At 43.1% G+C, this 22,309-nt stretch carries 21 protein-coding genes; 9 read left to right on the plus strand and 12 right to left on the minus strand.

The annotated features are described in order from the left end of the window. Positions 1-25: 25 nt before the first annotated feature. A complete protein-coding gene (locus tag HKX40_RS04005) occupies positions 26-2,047 on the minus strand; it encodes a lytic transglycosylase domain-containing protein (RefSeq protein ID WP_171588271.1) in 2,022 nt (673 codons plus the stop codon). 26 nt (positions 2,048-2,073) lie between these two features. On the opposite strand from HKX40_RS04005, the gene HKX40_RS04010 reads away from it, so the two are divergent. Then, complete coding sequence (locus tag HKX40_RS04010) at positions 2,074-2,667, plus strand: 5-formyltetrahydrofolate cyclo-ligase (protein ID WP_171588272.1); 594 nt, start codon at positions 2,074-2,076, stop codon at positions 2,665-2,667. 161 nt (positions 2,668-2,828) lie between these two features. Here HKX40_RS04010 and panC read toward each other — a convergent pair whose 3' ends face one another. The 6 genes from panC to HKX40_RS04040 form a co-directional block, all read right to left on the minus strand. Next, positions 2,829-3,671: a pantoate--beta-alanine ligase gene (gene panC / locus HKX40_RS04015; protein WP_171588273.1), complete on the minus strand. Its 843-nt coding sequence runs from the start codon at positions 3,669-3,671 to the stop codon at positions 2,829-2,831. A gap of 10 nt (positions 3,672-3,681) precedes the next feature. Beyond that, positions 3,682-4,551: a segregation and condensation protein A gene (locus tag HKX40_RS04020; protein ID WP_171588274.1), complete on the minus strand. Its 870-nt coding sequence runs from the start codon at positions 4,549-4,551 to the stop codon at positions 3,682-3,684. After that, positions 4,551-4,745, minus strand: a complete 195-nt coding sequence (locus HKX40_RS04025; RefSeq protein ID WP_171588275.1) for a DUF3460 family protein — start codon at positions 4,743-4,745, stop codon at positions 4,551-4,553. Before HKX40_RS04025 ends, HKX40_RS04020 begins: the two co-directional genes overlap by 1 nt. A gap of 178 nt (positions 4,746-4,923) precedes the next feature. Further along, a complete protein-coding gene (locus tag HKX40_RS04030) occupies positions 4,924-5,661 on the minus strand; it encodes an amino acid ABC transporter ATP-binding protein (RefSeq protein WP_281360167.1) in 738 nt (245 codons plus the stop codon). Positions 5,662-5,697: 36 nt separating this feature from the next. Beyond that, positions 5,698-6,813: an amino acid ABC transporter permease gene (locus HKX40_RS04035; RefSeq protein ID WP_171588276.1), complete on the minus strand. Its 1,116-nt coding sequence runs from the start codon at positions 6,811-6,813 to the stop codon at positions 5,698-5,700. Between the two features lies 1 nt (position 6,814). Beyond that, positions 6,815-7,966, minus strand: a complete 1,152-nt coding sequence (locus tag HKX40_RS04040; RefSeq protein WP_171588277.1) for an amino acid ABC transporter permease — start codon at positions 7,964-7,966, stop codon at positions 6,815-6,817. 212 nt (positions 7,967-8,178) lie between these two features. Between HKX40_RS04040 and HKX40_RS04045 the strand changes: the two genes are divergently transcribed. The 3 genes from HKX40_RS04045 to mutY all read left to right on the plus strand — a co-directional run bounded on the left by HKX40_RS04045 (position 8,179) and on the right by mutY (position 11,027). Beyond that, positions 8,179-8,847: a cell division ATP-binding protein FtsE gene (locus tag HKX40_RS04045; protein ID WP_171588278.1), complete on the plus strand. Its 669-nt coding sequence runs from the start codon at positions 8,179-8,181 to the stop codon at positions 8,845-8,847. Then, the gene (locus tag HKX40_RS04050) at positions 8,844-9,749 is read left to right on the plus strand and encodes a cell division protein FtsX (protein ID WP_171588279.1); all 906 of its coding nucleotides are present in this window, start codon (positions 8,844-8,846) and stop codon (positions 9,747-9,749) included. The genes HKX40_RS04045 and HKX40_RS04050 overlap by 4 nt, the downstream gene beginning before the upstream one ends. Positions 9,750-9,848: 99 nt before the next feature. Beyond that, entirely contained in the window at positions 9,849-11,027 is a 1,179-nt protein-coding gene (mutY, locus tag HKX40_RS04055; RefSeq protein ID WP_171588280.1) for an A/G-specific adenine glycosylase, read from the plus strand. On the opposite strand, the gene rodA is transcribed toward mutY, so the two are convergent. The 5 genes from rodA to HKX40_RS04080 form a co-directional block, all read right to left on the minus strand. Beyond that, complete coding sequence (rodA, locus tag HKX40_RS04060; protein WP_171588281.1) at positions 11,003-12,166, minus strand: rod shape-determining protein RodA; 1,164 nt, start codon at positions 12,164-12,166, stop codon at positions 11,003-11,005. The two genes, mutY and rodA, sit on opposite strands and share 25 nt — an antisense overlap. A 98-nt stretch (positions 12,167-12,264) precedes the next feature. Then, positions 12,265-14,301 (minus strand): penicillin-binding protein 2, encoded by a 2,037-nt coding sequence (gene mrdA, locus HKX40_RS04065; protein ID WP_171588282.1) that lies wholly within the window; start codon positions 14,299-14,301, stop codon positions 12,265-12,267. A gap of 11 nt (positions 14,302-14,312) precedes the next feature. Then, positions 14,313-14,855, minus strand: coding sequence for a rod shape-determining protein MreD (gene mreD, locus HKX40_RS04070; RefSeq protein WP_171588283.1), 543 nt, complete (start codon positions 14,853-14,855; stop codon positions 14,313-14,315). Next, entirely contained in the window at positions 14,848-15,915 is a 1,068-nt protein-coding gene (gene mreC, locus HKX40_RS04075; RefSeq protein WP_171588284.1) for a rod shape-determining protein MreC, read from the minus strand. Before mreC ends, mreD begins: the two co-directional genes overlap by 8 nt. A 64-nt stretch (positions 15,916-15,979) precedes the next feature. Next, entirely contained in the window at positions 15,980-17,020 is a 1,041-nt protein-coding gene (locus HKX40_RS04080; protein WP_171588285.1) for a rod shape-determining protein, read from the minus strand. Positions 17,021-17,211: 191 nt separating this feature from the next. Between HKX40_RS04080 and gatC the strand changes: the two genes are divergently transcribed. Genes gatC through HKX40_RS04105 form a run of 5 tightly spaced genes read left to right on the plus strand, consistent with a single transcriptional unit; the run spans position 17,212 to position 22,301 of the window. After that, the gene (gatC, locus tag HKX40_RS04085; RefSeq protein WP_171588286.1) at positions 17,212-17,520 is read left to right on the plus strand and encodes an Asp-tRNA(Asn)/Glu-tRNA(Gln) amidotransferase subunit GatC; all 309 of its coding nucleotides are present in this window, start codon (positions 17,212-17,214) and stop codon (positions 17,518-17,520) included. A gap of 2 nt (positions 17,521-17,522) precedes the next feature. After that, complete coding sequence (gene gatA, locus HKX40_RS04090; RefSeq protein ID WP_171588287.1) at positions 17,523-19,034, plus strand: Asp-tRNA(Asn)/Glu-tRNA(Gln) amidotransferase subunit GatA; 1,512 nt, start codon at positions 17,523-17,525, stop codon at positions 19,032-19,034. After that, complete coding sequence (gene gatB, locus HKX40_RS04095) at positions 19,034-20,488, plus strand: Asp-tRNA(Asn)/Glu-tRNA(Gln) amidotransferase subunit GatB (RefSeq protein WP_171588288.1); 1,455 nt, start codon at positions 19,034-19,036, stop codon at positions 20,486-20,488. Before gatA ends, gatB begins: the two co-directional genes overlap by 1 nt. A gap of 5 nt (positions 20,489-20,493) precedes the next feature. Further along, the gene (dapF, locus tag HKX40_RS04100; RefSeq protein ID WP_171588289.1) at positions 20,494-21,384 is read left to right on the plus strand and encodes a diaminopimelate epimerase; all 891 of its coding nucleotides are present in this window, start codon (positions 20,494-20,496) and stop codon (positions 21,382-21,384) included. Then, a complete protein-coding gene (locus tag HKX40_RS04105; RefSeq protein WP_171588290.1) occupies positions 21,381-22,301 on the plus strand; it encodes a DUF484 family protein in 921 nt (306 codons plus the stop codon). The genes dapF and HKX40_RS04105 overlap by 4 nt, the downstream gene beginning before the upstream one ends. Positions 22,302-22,309: the final 8 nt, after the last annotated feature.

Consider the following 22,309-nt stretch of genomic DNA (forward strand, 5'->3'; position numbering starts at 1 on the left):
TAGTGTCATATATTCATTCGTGAGATTAAGGTGCTGGAGCAATCATGCCCAGACGATTTTTCAATGAAGCAACTTTTCCCTGATTAAATATGGCATCATACCAAATCGCATTAGACATGACATGTTTGACATAAAGTCGGGTTTCGGTAAAGGGAATAGTTTCTGCAAAAATAGCTCCCTCTACATTGTGTGTTAAGGTCGCCCGCCAGCGTTTAGCTCGCATGGGCCCCGCATTATATCCTGCAGTAGCTAGCACTTCATTATCATCCAAACCATCAAGAATCATACGCAAATAAGCAGTTCCTAACAAAGTATTGGTCTCAAAATCGTTGATTTGATTCATAGAAAAATTCTGTAAACCGATTTTCTTGGCAACTAGCCTAGCAGTACCAGGCATCAACTGCATCAAGCCAGACGCCCCCACTCCAGACCGTGCCACTGGCACAAAACGAGACTCCTGTCGAATTAGTCCATACACCCAAGCAGGACTAATCTCCACTTTCAATGCTTGCTGCTCCACCCTGCCCTCATAAGGAGCAATAAAACGTTGTTGAAAGCTAATCTGACGCTTGGTGAGTAAAGAGGTATTAATCACTCTATCAAAAATTTGCTCTTCTTTTGCCCACTGCGCTGCTGCGAGTAAGTCACGGTCGTTAAGCCCTGCAATCGCATAAGACCACTCTGCCACTGCTTCACGTCGCCATCCCAAGCGAAATAAAGCAACCGCTTTCTGCAAACCTGTATTTTGTTTAATCCGTGCCAGCTCCTGTGCCGTCACCGCTACTGGTTCAGACGGAAGTTGTACTTGTTCATATAATGCTTCTTGTGCTAGTAGTCCATAGAAATCATAATGCTTTTCTAAGGTTTTAAATAATGCCTTTGCCTGCTGCTCATTTCCTAAGGCTTGCAAAGCCCTAGCTTTCCAATAGACCCATGCTGATTCTTGTTGTTGCTGTTTGCTCATCAACGATATTGTTTTGGATACCCATGTCCAATCAATATCTGCTTGTCGTAATGCCATACGCACCCTCCAAGCCGCATTATAGTCACTTAAGGGAATATCCCCTGCCTTACGATACCAAGCATCTGCTCTACTTTCTAAGTTAAGCGCAGCCATTAAAGCAAATTGTGAATATGCCCATTGCAAATCAGGGGTCGCTAGCAATTCTGCTCCTCGGCTTTCAAGCACACGCATGCCCAAATCCCGATCTTGACGGGCCAAACGACTAAAAGCAATCGCTCGCAACTCTTTTTGAGCTGCCGTTAATCCTTGACCAGATTGTGTTGCCAACCACTGACTAGGTGCTTTCATAATTGCAATAAACTGGTTAAAGTCTTCTGCATTAAAATAAATACCCGCATAACGCTTGGCTTTTTCTTTGCTATCGTACTCTACTGCCTCTCGCATAAGTACCTGTAACTGTGCCAAAGTAACCATCTGACGATTTTTGAGGCTGGCCACCATATCCCAGCAACGCTCATCATCAATCACTCCGTCTAATGCTTGAGCACTATTGATACGTTTACCCTCTATTGCCTGTGCATGGTAATAAGCGCATTGTGCTGGAGCATAGTTGACCTTGGCCTTACCCAGTTTATTAATGGTATGAAAGTCTCCCCTTTTTGCGGCAGCCACAATCCAATCCGCTTTTAAACGTTCTCCCACATAAGTATTGGGATTTTGTTGCAGAAACCTTTGTAGCTCATTAACTGGGAGAGGAAGACTATCTTGGCTAGTACGATAACGCAAATACCAATAGAGTGGATAAGCCCCTAACTCATGGTCTTTTTCTGCTTGACTAACAGAGAGTAAAAGCAAATCCCATCGCTTTTGTCTCATGACTTCGTGTGCCTGCACTACCACATTACGTGCAGTCTCATCCACCGGCATAGCAGCACGATACAACACTCTTGGGTGTGATGGAGTCTCCGCTACGATTTCCTGTCCCTCATCAATAGCACGGCTGGTTGATTTTCCTGACGTACATCCCAATAACAGCAGAGTACTCAATGTCCAGCTAAAATATCGTAGAATACTTTTTTCCATAACTATCCTTTGGTTGAAAATCAACAATGGCTACTCAATCTACTACTGATTATACATGGTTACGCCAGAAACTCTTGCAAAAACGCCAAGCATTAACACTCTCACAGCGTCAGGCAGATAGTCAACGACTTTGTCTGCGGTTATGGGACTTTATTCAACAGCACTTTAATACAACACATACGATTGCAGCTTTTTGGCCTATTGGTGCCGAAGTCGATATTCGTCCGGTATTAACCCAACTTGATGAAGCCCAATACTCTGTGCTATTGCCCAAAGTAGTCGAGAAAAATGCCCCACTACGCTTCTTCCGCTGGTCCCACACATATCCCATGGTGTTAGGTCATTTCAATATTCCTGAACCTCAAGCCGACGAAGAAGTGACCACCATGCCCGATTTGGTATTGACACCTTTACTTGGGTTTACTGCACAGGGAGACCGTCTAGGTTATGGTAAGGGATATTATGATAGAACATTAAATCAATGGATTAGCCAAGGTCTAAAACCTTATGCTATAGGTTTGGGGTGGGATGAAGGATTAATTGAAGACACAGACTATCAGCCCGCTGTACATGATGTGCCACTTGCAAATATTCTCACCCCATCTGGCTGGGTATTATAAAAATACCCTGCCCATAACAGTGTCTGCAAGCCAATTTCGACACCTGTTTTATCAAGTTGTAAATACCAGTTGATACTTAGGGTGAAGTAAAAAGGGTTATCGCCAACGGATAACCCCTTTTTTGCTAAAGCCTTCACAATCTTGATTAAACCAATAGCATACTAAATCTCTAAATTATCAATCAGACGAGTATTACCCAATTTAGCAGCAGCAAGTACTACAAGAGGCTCTTTATTGATAATTTCTTCTGTTGTAGGAGCGAGTAGATTACTTTGTTTGCGTAAAGACATATAATCCACCGCCCAACCACGGTCAGTAAGTGTTTTAGCCGCCTTGTATTCAAGCTCTTCACGGTCTATATTACCTGCCAGCAACTGTTTCCGTACATCATTCAATGTTGCATAAAGCATTGGAGCTTCTGCATATTCAGCTGCATTTAAATAACGATTGCGTGAAGATAGGGCAAGACCATTGGCCTCACGCACGGTTTCATGGGCATAAATCTGTACTGGCAACTGAAACTGACGACACATGCTGCGTACAATCATTAATTGTTGATAATCTTTCTTGCCAAATACAGCTACCTTGGGTTGGACACAGGAGAAAAGTTTAAGCACAATAGTACTTACTCCTTCAAAAAAACCAGGTCGGAACTCCCCTTCGAGAATATTACCTAATTCACTGGGGGGTTGTACACGGTAGCTTTGTGGTTCTGGGTACATTTCTTTTTCAGTGGGGGCAAACAAAACGTACACATCACGTCGCTCTTCTAATTTAGCAATGTCTTCTTGCAATGTCCGTGGATATTTATCAAAATCCTCATTGGGTCCAAACTGTAAGCGATTTACAAAAATACTTGCCACCACAGGATCGCCATGCTGACGAGCCAAACGCATCAATGATAGATGACCTTCGTGCAAATTCCCCATAGTGGGTACAAAAGCAGTTCTTAGTTGACCTCGTAATTGGTCTCGCAATTCCTCAATAGTATGAACAACCTTCACAATATATCCTTTAAACGGTATTAGAGGTATAAGTCAAACGCACATAAATCGGTGCATAGGGTTCAACTTGTGTAATTTCAACGAGTAACTCTCTACTCAATTCCAGCATGGCAATAAAATGCACCACAATCACCGCTGGTGGAGCTCCCTCATTAATACGCTCCATAAATAGATCCGTAAACTCCATAAAACGCACATTTGCCAATCTTCTTAAAATATGGCTCATATGGTCACGTACAGATAACTGTTCACGTGAGATATGGTGCCGCTGATTCAGCTTGGCACGCTTGATAATATCCAGCCATGCTAGGCGTAAATCTTCAGGATTGACATCAGGGAGCATACGCTCAACACTAATATTCATCTGAGCATTGGCCCGTTCAAAGTCTCGACCTAATTGGGGTAATTCGTCTAATTTACGTGCAGCCAACTTCATACGCTCATATTCTAATAAACGACGTACAAGTTCAGCACGAGGGTCTTCCACCTCTTCACCCGTATCGCTTTTTTTCACTGGCAACAGCATGCGTGATTTAATCTCAATCAACATTGCCGCCATGAGCAAATACTCTCCCGCCAGCTCAAGATTGCGCTTACGAATTTGCTCCACATACACCATATACTGTGAAGTAACTTCTGCCATAGGTATGTCTAGCACATTAAAATTCTGCTTACGGATAAGATAGAGAAGTAAATCTAGTGGTCCCTCAAAAGCCTCTAAAAAGACTTCCAAGGCATCAGGCGGAATATAGAGATCATTGGGAATATTGAATAAAGGCTCGCCGTACAGACGAGCCAAAGCCACCGAATCAACAACATCCGGTGTACTATCTACATCAGGATTTACCAAGGCGTCTAATTCAGCCTGAATAGGGCTCATTATTTATCAGTTTGATAAACGTAAGGCTTCTGATAAACACGTGCCGCTTTAAACTGTTCTTGTTGTTCGGCATCAATAACCTTATCCCATAGACGAGCCCGACCAGCAAGTTGTTTTGCTGTGGTCTCTGGATGATCTTTCTTGTATTGTTTTAAAAACAAGGTCGCTTCTGACTCGTAATTTTTTTGTGACATGATGAGCTCTATCAAGTAAAACAAAAGCTGATTATAGCACCAAGCTATAAAATCTGTATCGAAATATACTATCTTAAGGCTAGGGTATGATAACAAAACCCCTTCTATAGCAGCCTACCCTAAATAGGTAATCCAACTAAAGCAGATAGGGATTAGACGCTTGCCTTATTGTAGGCTGTTAAAGAATCTGTGCCAAAAACTGCTGTCCACGCTCTGTTTGTGGTTGAGTAAAAAACTCAGCTGGTGGAGTTTGCTCCACAATCATACCTTGATCCATGAACACTACAGAATCAGCAACTTTCTGGGCAAAACCCATCTCATGGGTCACACAGAGCATGGTAATTTTATCTGTCTCTGCCAATTCCACCATCACATCCAGTACTTCTTTCACCATTTCAGGATCAAGGGCTGAGGTAGGCTCATCAAATAACATCACTTTGGGTGACATACAAAGCGAGCGTGCAATAGCGACTCGCTGCTGTTGCCCTCCAGATAACTGTCCTGGGTATTTATAGGCTTGGTCGGCAATCTTAACACGTTCTAAATAATGCATAGCAATGTCATGAGCCTCTTTCTTGCTTTTCTTCAATACCCAAATAGGTCCCAAGGTGAGATTCTCTAAAACACTAAGATGAGGAAATAGATTAAAGTGTTGAAACACCATGCCTACCTGACGACGAATCGCTTCTAAGTGCTTCACATTATGATCCAGTGCTACACCATCCACAATAATTTCCCCTGCTTGATGTGCCTCTAGACCATTAATACAGCGAATCAGTGTCGACTTCCCTGACCCTGAGGGTCCAGAAATCACAATACGCTCCCCTTCACTCACTTGTAGATTCACATCCTTAAGCACATGAAAATCACCATACCATTTGTTTACATTAGTTAATTCAATCATTGTCTTAGCCATTACATTACTCCATATTTTGAAAGATTGCGACACCACTTAGTGTTGTTTTCCTATATCCAAGCGTCGCTCGATATATTGCGAGTAACGAGACATCGCATAACAAAAGACAAAATAAATGCATCCAATAAACACATAAGCCTCTACACTAAATCCTTGCCACTGTGGGTCAGCAAGAGCCACCTTGGCAGAAAGAGTGAGGTCATAAATACCGATAATTACCACCAATGAGGTATCTTTAAAAATAGAGATAAAAATGCTTACTAAAGGAGGAATAGCAACTTTAAGTGCCTGTGGCAGAATAACCAAGCGCATTGTTTGCCAATAACTTAAACCAAGAGATGCAGCCCCTTCAAATTGCCCTTTAGGAATAGACTGCAACCCTCCTCTTACAACCTCGGCAATATAAGCAGACACGTAGACAATTACAGCTAGTTGTGCTCGCAGCAGTTTATTCATGGTTACGCCCTCAGGAAAGAATAACGGCACCATCACCGATGCCATGAAGAGCAAACTAATAAACGGTACACCGCGTACCAACTCAATATAAATAATACTGAGCGAGCGAATCAATGGCATATCGGAGCGTCGTCCTAATGCCAATAAAATGCCCAAAGGCGTTGCCACCAAAATACCGAAAATGGACAAAATCAAGGTAATCGTCAAACCACCCCACTTTGCGGTTTCTACAAAGCTAAGAGAGAACAGCCCCCCTTGCATCAGCAACCAACAAATAGCCATCACAGCTATCCAAATGAATACCAATGCCTTATTCCAAAAGCGAGGGATTGCACTGTAAATAATAAGTACAATGAGCAAAACTGTCACAAGGAATGGACGCCACTGCTCATCAAAAGGATAAATACCCCACAAAATCATGCGGTATTTATGCTCAACAAAAGACCAACATGCCCCTACAGTCTGCTGACACTCACTTCCTGTATTTGCTGAAAAATTAGCACCAAACCATGCCCACTCAAGCAATGCAGGGATGGAGAAAAGCAAAAACCATAATGCCAAGATAGTGGCTAATGTATGTGCAGGCGAAGCAAATAAATTATTTTTTAGCCAACACCAAACACCCTTTTGAGCAGGAGGCTTTACACTGTTATACGAATGCACACTTTCTGTATGGACGGAGATTTTCTCTGTCATCTTACCTCTCCACTAAAGCCATGCGATGGTTATACCATGCCATAAACAGAGCAATACTAATGCTAATCGTAAAATACGCCAACATGATAATAATCACTGCTTCTATTGCCTGCCCTGTCTGTGTAAGCATGGTATTGACGATAGACACAATATCAGGATAACCAATTGCTACTGCTAAAGAGCTATTTTTCGTGAAATTCATAAAAGTATTGCTCATCGCTGGTATCATCACACGCACAGCCTGAGGCATAACAATAAGACGTAAAACCTTGGAACGAGATAAGCCTAGCGAAGCACCTGCCTCCCATTGCCCTTTACTCACACTCTGTATCCCTGACCGTACAATTTCCGCTACAAAACTCGCAGTATAAAGCACCAATCCAATCAACAAAGCAGCCAACTCAGGACTAATACTCCAACCCTGCTCGAAATTAAACCCTCTTAACACAGGTTTAACCAACTGTAAATCAAACCCTGAAGCAGCGCAAGCCAGCAACAGGACAAGCATAAAAACACCAATATTAATTAGTAAAACAGGTGTCGTTTGTCCAGTCTGGTTTTGTTTACGCTTGGCCCAGCATGAAATAAGACCCCCAAGAACAACAGCAATCAAAACGCCCCATAATAACCACTCAACTGATGTTCCTATTAACGCAGGAAATTTGATGCCCCGATTGGATAAAAATACCCCATCTACAGGATTAAGTGCCTGACGTGGCCCTGGCAGAATCTCAGTCAATAAGGCATACCAAAAAAATAAGTGAATCAATAATGGTATATTGCGCATCACCTCTACATACACTGCTGATAAACGATTCACTAACCAATTTTTAGATAATCGTCCAATCCCAATAAAGGTACCAAGCACGGTAGATAATAAAATACCCACCAGAGACACAAACAAGGTGTTCACAATACCAACTTGGATTGCTTGCCAGTAAGTGTCTGTTAAATCGTAATGAATGAAACTCTCCCCTATGGCAAACCCAGCTTCTTTATTTAAAAAACCAAAGCCAGTTTGAATATTTCTAGATGAGAGGTTATGTAGTGTGTTGTCGACTAAATACCATAGACACCCCACAACCAAGCCTAGGATAATCAACTGATATACCCATGCCCGTACCCGTTCGTCATTCCATGAAAGTTTTTTCATTTACTATCCAATTAGTCACCAAATAGATTCTCATCTTAAAACAAAGAATGGGATTGTTTTATGGAAACCCCTATATCATAAATAGTCATATGCTTTTGCTATAAAGAGAAATATACCACTTATTGACTATTTCGTTGTTTCTTTTTTAGTGAAAACACAACGTATTCTGATGTTAAAATAGGACTTACCTTATTTGCTTATAATCTTTTGCTATGATTGAGTTTCAGCACGTCTTTAAGGCCTACGGTCAAAGTGCCAATATCCTCGCCGACATTAATTTCAAAATTAATAGCGGTGATTTTGTCTTTATTTCTGGTCCTTCTGGAGCAGGTAAATCCACCCTTCTAAAACTTATCGGTGGACTAGAAGCCCCTAGCCGTGGCTCTATTACTGTCAAAGGAACCCGCATTGACAAACTTGAGCCACGCTCTATTCCCTATTTGCGTCGCTCTGTAGGGATTATTTTACAAGATACTCACCTACTCTATGACCGCAATGCTTTTGAAAATGTGATGTTACCACTAACTGTTATGGGACTTAGCTATGATACCGCTGCCTCTAGAGCTAGAGCCGCTATTGTTAAAGTAGGTCTTGGTGGCAAGGAGAAATACAATCCTATCGCTCTTTCAGGTGGTGAGCAACAGCGTCTTGCCATTGCCCGTGCTATTGTCAACCGGCCAAGTATTTTAATTGCCGATGAGCCTACCGCCAATCTTGACCAAGAGAATGCCCACCTTATCCTTGATGTTTTCAGAGATTTTAATCGTGTTGGTGTCACTACACTCATTGCTTCCCATGATAGACCCCTACTACAACGTTATGCCAACCGCACTTTACTTATTGAACCCGGTCACTTTACCGATTTAGGATACCACGCATGAAAACTTGGTTACGTCATCATCTTTATGCCATACGGACAGCGTTGCGTCGCTTATTGTTGACACCCTTTTCTACGATTACTAACATTACAGTGATTGCCTTTGTGCTATCACTTCCTCTAGTCGTCAGTGCAATTCTCACCTCCTTAGCACCTGTGGCTAAAACTGTGTCGGTGAATCCTGTCATCACATTATTTATGAAAAATAATGTGTCACTTGAAGCGACACAACAACTCGCTGCTCAAATTAAAACTGAATCAAATGCCCAAATTGACCATATTACTGTAATGTCTAAACAAGAAGCACTTGATACATTGCGCTCTTCTCAGGAGTGGAAAGAATCCTTGGATGTATTACCAAATAATCCCTTACCTCACAGTATTATCATTGCTCTTAGCAATGGGGTTTCTACCCTACAAGCCAATGAAATTGCGCAACAATGGCAAAACAACCCTGAAGTCGACCTAGTACAGTTTGACCGGGACTGGCTAAAGAAACTTGAGAGCATCATCTCTTTCTTTAAGGTATTGTTAGGTATTTTTGCGGTTGGGGTTGCTATTATCGTCGTTGCAACTATTTTTAATACTGTTCGCATGCAAGCCTTATTACAACGAGACGAGATTGCTGTAGCTCGCCTAGTTGGTGCTACAGAGTCCTTTGTACGCCGTCCTTTTTTATACTTGGGTATTATCACGGGGTTCTGTGCTGGCTTACTCTCTATTGCATTAACTGCCATAGGTCTTAGCCTAATGAACAATGCTATCTTAGTTGTGGCTGAAAGTTATGGGCAGCCCTTTAATTTAGCACTACCTCATGCCTTTTGGATTGTTTTAGCTATTGTCATTGTGATGATTATTGCCGCTATCGCTGCCCGTTGGTCTGTCACTCGTCACTCTTCTTTCTAAAAAATTAATATCAACACCACTGACCTACCTCATAATGAGTGGGGCAGTGGTGGTAAAAGCACCGGTTATACCAGTGAATACACTCCCCACGGATAGGCAATGGTTTCTCATCAATCCACTATCAGTTTTGTAAAACGCATACAGACTTGGCAACAACAATCTGGCCGTCATCATTTGCCTTGGCAAAATACACATGATGCCTATCTGGTATGGCTATCTGAAATTATGTTGCAACAGACCCAAGTCCGAACAGTCATCCCCTATTATGAACGATTTATCAAACGATTTCCCACTGTAGCTGATCTTGCACAGGCCTCTCAGGAAGAGGTTATGCCTTACTGGGCAGGACTGGGCTACTATGCTCGTGCTCGCAACCTGCATCGTTGCGCACAATTAGTGATGCAACAACATGGTGGATTTTTCCCACAAACCCCTGAAGAATTAGCCCTACTACCGGGTATAGGCAAGTCAACAGCCAATGCTATCGCTGCCTTTTGCTTTAATGCCTCTACACCTATTATGGATGGTAATGTCAAACGCGTATTCTCTCGCTTTTACGGTATCACGGGCTATGGTGCCGCAATGGAAAAACAACTCTGGCAGCAGGCTTATGCTAATGTGCAAGGAGAAACAGAAATTGGGCGTTATAATCAGGGGTTGATGGATTTAGGCTCTATGGTTTGCACCCGTACCAAGCCTAGCTGTACTGCGTGCCCGCTACAATCAGATTGCTACGCTTACGCTCACCAGGCTCAAGCACAATTTCCAGAGAAGAAAACAAAAAAAGCTATCCCTCAACGAGAGACTTTTATGCTAGTAATTCAGCATGGGCAGCAAATATTATTACAGCAACGCCCAGCACAGGGAATCTGGGGAGGGTTACTATCACTGCCAGAACTAGCAACACAGCAGGAAGTAAATCATTGGTTAGCAACACACCCTCATGTATCTGCACTTAAAATGGCAAGTTTTGAGCATATCTTCTCGCATTATCGCCTATTGATACACCCCATCCTAGTAACGCTCTGTCCCTCTGACGAGCAACATCAGGGATTCGTATTACAGCAAGAACAGGCTTCATTAAAAAAGAATGCAACCATGCGAAACTTGGGTTTACAAGACTCACTGCTTCCCTATGAAATTGGCAGCCCTGATTTAAATGAACAACCCTGCTTCTTTCCTAAATCACATTGGTATGATTGCCGCCAACAGCTAGCACTTCCTAGCCCTGTAGCCAAAATTATCAATGGGCTTTATGAGGGTTTATGTGGCGTATAATTGGCAATACTCATCAACAAACCAAATGCAATACCTAGTGTCACCAATGCTGTTCCTCCATAACTCATAAATGGTAATGGCACCCCTACTATAGGTAAAATGCCCATGACCATACCCATATTGACAAAAACATAGACAAACAGCATCATAGTCAAAGCACCAGCAAGTAATGATCCAAATTGGGTTTTGGCCTTGAGTGTGATGACAAAGCAACGAGCCAGCAACAAGGTATAAAGAATCAACAGAAACACACTACCATAAAGCCCAAACTCCTCAGCAAACACTGCAAAAATAAAGTCCGTGGTCTGTTCTGGAATAAAGTCTAAGTGTGTCTGCGTTCCTTGTAAATAACCCTTACCATAGACACCACCAGAACCAATGGCAATCATTCCTTGAATTGTGTGAAAACCCTTACCAAGAGGATCTAGATTCGGATTAAGCAACGTACATACTCGCGTTTTCTGATAATCATGCAAGATAACCCAGTCAAAATCTGTTTCGCATAGCAAAGGCTCAAAATGAATTATCAGAGCAATGCCAACAACCCCTAGAATAAACAATGGAGTTAGCAATTTGAAAGATAACCCTGCAAAATAAATTACAAAAAAGCCTGTCGCAAACACGAGTAATGCAGTACCTAAATCTGGTTGCTTGATAATCAATACAAACGGCACCAGGAGAAGTACTCCTGCCACAATAAAATCCATGATTCTCAAGTCGCTACGATGTTTGTCAAAATACCAAGCCAACATCATAGGCACACAGAGCTTCATCATTTCAGATGGTTGAATACGTAGAAAACCAATATCCAACCAACGAGTTGCTCCTTTACTGGTATAGCCAAATAACAGTACAGCTAGTAGCAAAAGACACCCAGTCACATAGAAAGGAATCACAATTTTCATCACCTTGGAAGGAGACCATAGTGAAACAAACCACATGGTACCAAAAGCTACAAGAAAGTTACGTGCTTGTCCTTCAAAACGACCATCCGTCCCTCCTACTGCGGAATGCATGACCACCATACCCAACCCTGCAAATAGCACTAAAATAATCAGTAAAGGCCAATCAATTGACTTGAAAGCATATCCCACATAACGTATTACTGCATTCATTGCCGAATTTAAGGCCCTATTCATACCCCCCCCTTTTTGACGGATAAAGCATATAACCCTCTTAAAGGCATAAAGACAAACCCTTGAAGAGCTACAATATCATAGTGTTGTATTTCCATACTCTACTCCCGTGATTGAGCGGCGTTAGGAGAAAGTGGCTCAAAAATCTCAGGAATAGCCTCTTGGGTTTTATCTTCTGGGTTACGAGGCGTTTCCTCTGGTACCTCAGTATCAGGAGAGCTCTCTTCAACTGGTTCGCCTTCTTCTTGGTAGAAAGTAGGCACATATTCAGGCTGTACTGAGCGATTAGGAGACAACCAGTAATCAAACACCTTGCGGGCTATAGGAGCAGCTACAGTAGATCCCCAACCTCCATTTTCTACAATTAGTGCCACTGCAATTTGAGGATTATTAGCTGGCGCGTAACCCATATATAAAGCATGGTCATGCAGGCGCTTATTCAAAGCCCGGGCATTGTATTTAGCCCCACGCAAACTAAACACTTGTGCTGTCCCTGTTTTACCTGCCGCTTGATAAGCTGCGCCTGCAAATACTCGGCTACCCGTACCATAACGGTTAACATCAATCATAGCGCGTTTAATTACTTGCAGATTTTCAGGCTTAAGTGCAATCGTATACTCAGGCTCTTTGACAACTTGCTCCGCTTTACGAGTCACAGGATTTTCTAGCCAGTGAACAATGTGTGGCCGCATATAAACACCATTAGCCGCCAGTACAGACGTCGCCTGTGCCAACTGCATAATCGTAAAGGCATTATATCCTTGTCCCACCGTCACAGAAATTGTCTCGCCGACATGCCAAGTTTGCTTTTTGGGATCTTTAAATGCCTTACGTTTCCATTCTCTAGAGGGAAGAATACCACGTTTTTCTCCTGGTAAATCAATACCTGTCTGCTTACCAAACCCAAATTGCTGGGTGAAATCATGCAAGTTATCTACCCCAATCACAGGTCCTAAACTAAAGAAGTAGGTATCCGATGACACCATAATCGCCTTATGCATATCGGTGGGTCCATAAACCGCACGCCCTGCATTGTGAAAACGTTGATTCCCATACTCGAAATAGCCAGGGTCAGGAATACGTGTATCTGCATCACGCAATCCTAAAGACAACGCTGCTAAAGCAACAAAAGGCTTATATGTCGAACCAATAGGGAATGTTCCTGAAATCGGCCTATCCAACAATGGTACATCAGCAGACTCATTTAATCGACGCCAATTTTCTACATCAATGCCGTCCACAAATAGATTAGGGTCAAAAGAAGGCTCCGACACATAGGCTAAAACCTCTCCTGTCTTAGGATTAATGGCAACCAATGCTCCACGCTGAGGATTTTTGGGATCTTTAAAAATCCCCTCTACCATCTGTTGTAATCCCATATCAATGGAGAGTCGCAAGTTATCACCAGGGACAGGATCAATCCGCTTTAACACACGCACAGGCCGTCCCGAAGCCGATATTTCAACCTCTTCCCAGCCAGTCTTTCCATGTAATTGCTGTTCGTAACTCGCCTCAATCCCTTTCTTACCAATAATATCAGTGCCGCGATAATTACCCTCTAGCCCCTCTTTTTCAAGTTGCTCTTTATCTTTTTCCGAGATACGCCCCACATAACCAATTAAATGGGCTGCCGATTCACCTTGTGGATATTCACGTACCCAACGTGCTTTCAAACTAACACCCGGAAAACGATAAGAATGAGCAGCGAAAATGGCCGCTTCTTCATCAGTAATATTGTGACGCAAAATAACCGAGCCAAAACGAGGAGCGCCAGATAAACGTCGACGAAAACGACGAATATCTAAGTCAGTAATAGGTATAAGTTGCTTCAGCTCAGCAATGACATCATCTATTTTCTTAACTTGAGCAGGGGTTATCTCAATAGTATAGTCACGGTAACTTCTAGCTAATACCACTCCATTGCGATCCACTACCTCACCTCGTCGAGGAGGAATAGGCACCAAGGAAATACGGTTCCGCTCAGCTCGCTCTGATAACCCTTGGTAGCGCTCCACTTGTAATACCCACAGACGATAAATTAGCACTCCAAAGCACATCAACACAAAAAGACTTGCTACGATAATTCGTACAATCAATTTGCGTCTATTAATGCCAGAGCTTTTGCCAAATTCCAACATAAACGCACCTATTACTCTAGTTTATGCTCATCTTTGGGAGAATGTGAGAGAAACTTAAACAAAAGATCCACCACAAACCATAAACATGCAGTAATCAAGCCAGACCATAGCCAGCCCCAGCCCGCCCATACGCCAGCAAGCCATGCCTCAAAAATACGACCAGGAATAACTGCCAACACAAATACAGGTAGCATAGAGAAAAAGTGGGCAAACACAGAAAATTGGACAATATGACGACGCATATTAATCACAAAATAAATCACAATCACATAATAAAGAGCATGACGTCCCAACACATTAGTATCATGAACATCCATCAATAAACCCAATAAAAACGCAGCAAACATGCCTACGCCTTTAGCACTATGGACGCACCAGAACGCCAGTACAACTAATAGAATATCAGGGGAACCTGGCCAGTCACGCCAAGGTAATAAAGACGCCATAAAAGTGACAAAAATGCTTCCCCAAACAAAACTACCAGAGCTTTGAAAAACATCATCCCCCGTATCAATAGGGTGTAGGGAGCGAATGGGAGTATTAGATTTAGTCATTCTGAACTCCTTGATTATCTACCGCTTTAGAGGAGTTTGCTGTCTTTGGTTTAGTAAGTGATTGTGCAGGAGCTGTTAGTGATTTTGCATCAGATTTAGCAGGTACAGCTACCGATGTACTCATCGGTGACACTGGCTTGGTAGATGGAGCAACTGACTTAATACCTGCTTCAGATAATGGATTACCACTGGCAGAAACATCATTTTCCTCAGTAGAGAGAGAGTCAGTCTCTGTCAATAAAACTAGAAAGTGCAAATATTGCTCTGGGTGCGCTGATGGTTCTACCAATGCACTCACAAAACCTTGTGCGGAATTATTTTCAATCTTACTCACTCGACCAATAGCTAAACCAGCGGGATATACTCCACCAATACCGCTAGTAACCAGCTGATCACCTTCTTTAATATCAGCTCCTTGAGCAAGATAACGCACCTCTATCAAACCAGGATGCCCTGTACCATACACCACAACACGTAAACCATTACGCACAACAATAGCAGGCATTGTGACTCGCTCATCGGTAATTAATGATGCTTCTGATGTACTAGAAGTGACTCGCTGTACCTGCCCTACTATACCACCCTCTCCAATCACAGGCATGCCAGGAGCAATGCCATCATTAGCCCCTTTGGTCAATATGAGTGTCTGGTGTAAAGGATTTGCCGCTGCATACAGGATTTGCACAGCAACGGAAGGAATACTTACAGAGTTTTTGATGCCTAGTAACTGCCTTAATTGGGCATTTTCAGCTTCTAATCGAGTCGCTTGCACACTAAGCTGCGTTAGTCCTATCCGTTGACGTTGAGTTTCTTCAGTCTGGATTTTAGCCAGCTCAACAGCATTAGACCAGTTGGTAATTTCTTTGACAACATCGCGTGGCCAAAGGGCTGCTTTTTGAAAGGGAGTCAGTACTGTAGCAATGAACCTGCGTGACGAAACGAGTAGATTCGTCTGTGAATCTACTATCATCATTACAATGCAAAGTACGCCTAAAAAAGCCAGCTTAACACCAGAGGCTTGGCCTCTTTTAAATAGGCGCAAAGACTTCTCTTGCTGCATCCGTCACCTAAAAAGACAATAGCACCCAAGGTAACTATACCATGGGTGCTATACCTAATCATCATTATTCTGTGATAAAGACAGGACCTAATAACTCAAGGTGCTCTAATGCTTCACCACAACCACGCACCACGCAAGTTAAAGGATCCTCTGCAACCATTACAGGCAGACCTGTTTCCTCTTGTAAGAGACGGTCTAAGTCACGTAGCAAGGCACCACCACCAGTAAGTGCAATACCTTTTTCAGTAATATCTGCACCCAACTCAGGAGGTGTCTGCTCAAGTGCAATCTTAACAGCAGAGACAATCTGATTAAGAGGGTCAGTCAATGATTCTAAGATTTCATTAGAAGTCACTGTAAAGCTCCGAGGAACACCCTCAGATAAGTTACGACCTTTGACCTCAATCTCACGAACCTCTCCGCCAAGGAAAGCGGAGCCAATTTCTTTTTTAATAATCTCTGCGGTCTGATCACCAATCAACATGCCATGATGACGACGAATGTAGTTAACAATTGCTTCGTCAAACTTGTCACCACCAACACGCACTGACCCCTTGTATACCATACCACCTAGAGAAATAATCGCCACCTCTGTGGTACCACCTCCAATATCAACCACCATAGAACCACTCGCATCGGATACATTAAGACCAGCACCAATAGCAGCAGCCATAGGCTCCTCAATGAGATATACCTGACTAGCACCAGCACCTAAAGCAGCCTCACGAATAGCACGACGCTCAACTTGGGTAGAACCACAAGGCACACATACGATAATACGAGGACTAGGAGAAAAGAAACCGCGTGGGTTTACAATCTTAATAAATTGCTTAATCATCTGCTCAGTCACAGAGAAATCAGCAATTACACCGTCTTTCATAGGACGGATAGCATCAATATTGCCAGGTACACGACCCAGCATCTGTTTTGCAGCATGACCTACTGCTTGGATAACCTTACGGCCTTGACCGCCATCATGACGGATAGCTACAACAGAAGGTTCATCAAGTACAATACCCTTGCCACGCACGTAGATGAGGGTATTTGCAGTACCGAGGTCAATTGCCATATCGGTAGATAAATAATTTCGTAAAAATCGGAACATATTTATATATAGGGAATGAGGTGAGCTAAAGTTATTAAGTCCAATGGGGTATTATAAATTGGATATTGCTTAATATTAACTTATAATGAACAGAATCCCGAAATTTTATCATTTCTAAGGCTTTTATATACCAGCTTTAGTGGTAAATTTCCTTTTTTTACAATTTTTATTGACTTTTTTTCTTACAGTCTATGTCACTTACACCTAAAGATGTGAGCCGAATTGCACGTCTTGCTCGCTTGGAACTCAGCGAAGCGGCTCAAGCTAAGGCTCTAAACGAACTTAATAGCATGCTAGGATTGATTGAAGCTTTACAATCAGTAGATACCAGCGGTGTCATTCCCCTAGCCCACCCTCTTTCTGTGCACGAAGAAATCAGTTTGCGTTTACGTGAAGATGTTGTCACTGAAACTGCTTCCATTGAAAACCGTCAATCTTTGATGGCCAACGCCCCTGCAGAATCAGAGGGATTATTCCTAGTACCAAAAGTTATCGAGTAATTATGTCTTTCCAATCTATACAAGCCGTACGAGCAGCACTTGATAGCAAACAGGTCAGTGCTGTAGAACTAGCACAAGAAGCAATTAACAAGGCAGAACAACTCTCGCGCCTTAATGCTTTTTTGCATATTGATTCAGAACTTACTTTAGCCCAGGCACGTCTAGCTGATGAGCGCATCGCCAAGGGGGCACAAGGCTTCCTAACTGGTTTGCCTATCGCCCATAAAGACGTCTTTGTGACCAAAGGCTGGCGTACCACTGCCTCAAGTAAAATGCTAGCTAACTATACCAGTCCTTTTGACGCCACTGTCGTTGATTTATTAGCTCAGGCAGGTTGTGTCAATATCGGTAAATTAAACTGTGATGAATTCGCTATGGGTTCAGGCAATGAAAATTCTGCTTTCGGCCCTTGCTTAAACCCTTGGGATGAACAAGCTGTACCAGGCGGTTCATCTGGAGGTTCAGCAGCAGCCGTTGCTGCAGGTATTGTATTAGCTGCTACTGGGACTGATACAGGAGGTTCTGTACGTCAACCCTCTGCTCTATGTGGCGTATCTGGCATTAAGCCTACTTATGGTACCGTATCTCGCTTTGGTATGATTGCCTTTGCCTCCAGTCTAGATCAAGCCGGACCTATTGCACGTAACACTCGCGATTTAGTTGAACTGCTTAATGTCATGAGTTCTTTCGATGAGAAAGACTCCACTAGTGTGATGAATTGTGATGGCACACCAAATACCCAAGGTCGTGTTAAAAAAGATTTTGAGCAGGCAACTACAGCATTCCAAGCAAATAGTAGCTTACCGCTTAAAGGCTTACGTATCGGCGTACCTAAGGAATACTTTGCTGAAGGTATTAGTACAGAAGTGCAAGAGGCTGTAGAAAAAGCGATTGCACAGTTTGTTGCTTTAGGGGCTGAACGTGTCGATATTTCTTTACCTCGCACAGCTCTTGCTATTCCAGCCTACTACGTCATTGCACCAGCTGAGGCTTCTAGCAATCTCTCTCGTTATGATGGGGTCCGCTATGGACACCGTAGCAAGGAATATTCCGGTTTGGAGCAAATGGTAAGCCGTTCTCGTGTAGAGGGTTTTGGTCCTGAAGTACAACGCCGCATTATGATTGGTACTTATGTATTATCGCAGGGCTATTATGATGCTTATTACCTTCAAGCCCAACGCATTCGTCGCATGATTGCCAATGATTTCCAAGCGGCCCTTAACAACCAATGTGATGTCATCATGGGCCCTGTGACACCAACAGTTGCAAAAAATATTGGCGACAACAAAGAAGATGTCACTGCTGACTGGCTTGCTGATATTTATACCCTCGGAGTAAGTCTAGCTGGTTTACCTGCTCTCTCTATCCCATGTGGCTTTGGCGGTGCCAATGGTAAACGCCCTATTGGCTTACAGATTATCGGCAATTACTTTAAAGAAGGTCAGTTACTCGCTGTTGGCGATTGTTTCCAACAACATACTGATTGGCATTTGCGTCAAGCGGAGGTGAAATAATGAGTTGGGAAATTGTTATTGGTTTAGAAACTCACGTACAGCTTTCAACCAAATCAAAAATTTTCTCTGGCAGCAGCACAGCCTTTGGCGCCGCCCCCAATACACAAGCTAATCTTGTCGATATGGCATTGCCTGGTAGTTTACCGGTAATGAACCGTGAGGCAGTAGCAAAGGCGATTGCCTTTGGTTTAGCGATTGGTGCCAAGGTAGCCCCTCTTTCAGTATTTGCACGCAAACATTACTTCTACCCTGATCTACCTAAAAACTACCAAATTAGTCAATATGAATTGCCTGTGGTAGTTGGAGGAAAATTAAGTTTCTTTGTGGGTGAAGAGGAAAAAACTATTAACCTCACTCGTGCTCATCTTGAAGAAGACGCTGGTAAATCGCTGCATGATGACTTTACCGGCCCACTCGGTGAACTCTCTACTGGTATTGACCTAAACCGTACTGGCACACCTTTATTGGAAATTGTGACTGAACCTGAACTACGTTCTGCAGCAGAAGCAGTAGCATATGCACGTGCGTTGCATGGTCTTGTAGTATGGTTAGGTATTTGCGATGGCAATATGCAAGAGGGCTCTTTCCGTGTCGATGCCAACGTATCTGTGCGACGTCAGGGTGATACAGAATTCGGTACTCGTACTGAGATTAAAAATGTAAACTCTTTCCGCTTCCTAGAGCGTGCAATTTTATTTGAAGCGCGCCGTCAAATTGAGCTTATCGAAGATGGAGGTACCGTTGTCCAAGAGACTCGTCTTTATGATGAAGCCAAGGATGAAACTCGTAGCATGCGTAGTAAAGAAGATGCTCATGACTACCGCTATTTCCCTTGCCCAGACTTACCTCCTTTGGTTATCTCTGCTGACTGGATGGACAAAGTCCGCAATGAAATGCCTGAACTACCTGCTGCGCGTCGTGCTCGTTATGAAAGCGATTTAGGCTTATCCGCTTATCATGCAGCCCAGCTTACACTTAGCCGCCCTGTTGCAGATTACTTTGAACAAATCGTAGCAGAGGCCGGCAAAGACCAGGCTAAACAAGCTGCCAACTGGGTGATGGGCGAAGTGATGGCCAGCCTTAATCGGGATGAGCTGGACATTGTCCAATGCCCTGTCACTCCAGCACAATTAGCCAAACTATTTGCTCGTATTAGTGACAATACCATTTCTAACAAAATTGCTCGTGATGTCTTCCAAGCAATGTGGGCAGGAGAAAATGGTGCCGATGTAGACGCGATTATTGAAGCCAAGGGACTCAAACAAATCAGTGACTCTGGTGCCATCAGCGCGATGATTGATGAAGTGATTGCAGCAAATGCAGCTATTGTCGAAGAGTATCGTTCGGGCAAACAAAAGGCCTTTAACTCTCTTGTTGGTCAAGTGATGAAAGCAGCCAAGGGCAAGGCTAATCCGGCTCAAGTCAACGAATTACTCAAACAAAAACTAGGGTGACATCAATGAAATGGCACTTTACTAAAATGCACGGTGTTGGCAATGACTTTGTCGTTCTTGACGGCGTACGCCAAGCTATTCACATCACCCCGGCAATAGCACGTGCTATTGCACACCGCCAATTTGGCATAGGTGCAGATCAAATTTTATTAGTTGAGGATCCAAGCCACCCCGAAGCCCACTTCCGCTATCGCATTTTTAATGCAGATGGTAGTGAGGTAGAGCATTGTGGTAATGGTTCTCGTTGTTTTGTGCGCTTTGTCCATGAGCAAAAACTTTCAGGTCGCAACCCGCTCAAAGCCGAGATTGCAACAGGGTTGATTACCCTCACTGAACATGACAATCAAACAGTCAGTGTCGAAATGGGTCAAACCCGTTTTAACCCACAGGACATTGCTTTCGATGTTGATGGCTTACGGTCTACCTCCTGCGGGCAAGATACACTGTGGCACTTGCCTCTGGCAAATGGTGATGAGGTAAATTTATCCATTGTCGGTATTTCTAATCCTCATGCAGTGCAAGTCGTAGATGATGTAAAAACAGCTCCTGTTGCTGTTCAAGGTCCGCTTATTGAGAGCCACCCACGCTTTAAAAACCGTGTTAATGCTGGTTTTATGCAAGTACTCAATGCCCACGAAATTAATCTCCGAGTATACGAACGTGGGGCAGGAGAGACGCTTGCTTGTGGTACAGGTGCATGTGCTGCTGCAGTAGCAGGTATACGTCGAGGTCTTCTTGAAAGTCCTGTAAAAGTTCACACACGCGGCGGCGACTTAAGCATTGCCTATGATGGACATTCCATCATCATGACTGGATCAGCCACAACTGTTTATGAAGGCACTATTGATATTGACGCTCTTCTCCAATCCATTCCAGCACAGGTATTAAATCCATGACAGAGACTGTTTTTACTCCCGAAGCTATTGCTGAGTTTTTAAAAAATAATCCTAAATTTTTAGCAGAGCATGCTGATATATTTGCAGAAATAACAGTACCCAATCCTGATGGTCCTGGAGTACTTTCACTACTAGAACATCAGGTAAATACTCTTCGCCAACAACTTAAGCATTCACACCAGAATCTCCAAGATTTAGGTTATCTAGCTTATGAGAATCAAGGTATTAGTGACACCATTACCGACTGGTGTGCTTCGTTACTAGCTCAAAAAGAAAACGAACTTATCCCTGCCTCAATCGTGACAGGTCTACAAGATGCATTCCCTGAATTAGAGGTAGAGTTGTTACTCTGGGGACTTGAGAACCTTGAGGATTATCAACTTGAAGATAACAAAGAGGTTCAGCAATATATCCAATCACTCTCGCAACCCTATACAGGCAAAAACATTCATGCGGGCTTATCAGCTTGGCTTAGTGAGCCTGCTGCCTCCATTGCGGTAGCTCCGCTGCACGTTAATGATCAAGTCATAGGTGCATTAATTTTTGCAAGTAAAGATGCCAATCATTTTTATGAAGGCATGGGTGTGATTTTTTTAGAGACTCTAGGCTATCTTGCTAGTGCTGCTATTTCACGTATTGCACCAATTGTGATGGATGATACGCCAGTAGATAACTGGGATACTGAAATCAATGATGAAGAAACAGAGGAATTTCACGTTACTGACAAATCTTTTGACACAGAGATTGATGATATTCCTGTACTCACTGAAGATAATGAACCTAGTTTGATTAATGATTATCCTGTATTAGAGCCTACGGATGAACCATCTCTTCAATCCGATGATTATCCAGTACTCAATGAGGATACAGAGCCTACTCTTAAGGACAATCACTCTTTGTTAGACCCAGCAAAATAAGACGCTAA

It is taken from the genome of Pelistega europaea (genome assembly GCF_013133775.1).
Lineage (GTDB): Bacteria > Pseudomonadota > Gammaproteobacteria > Burkholderiales > Burkholderiaceae_B > Taylorella > Taylorella europaea.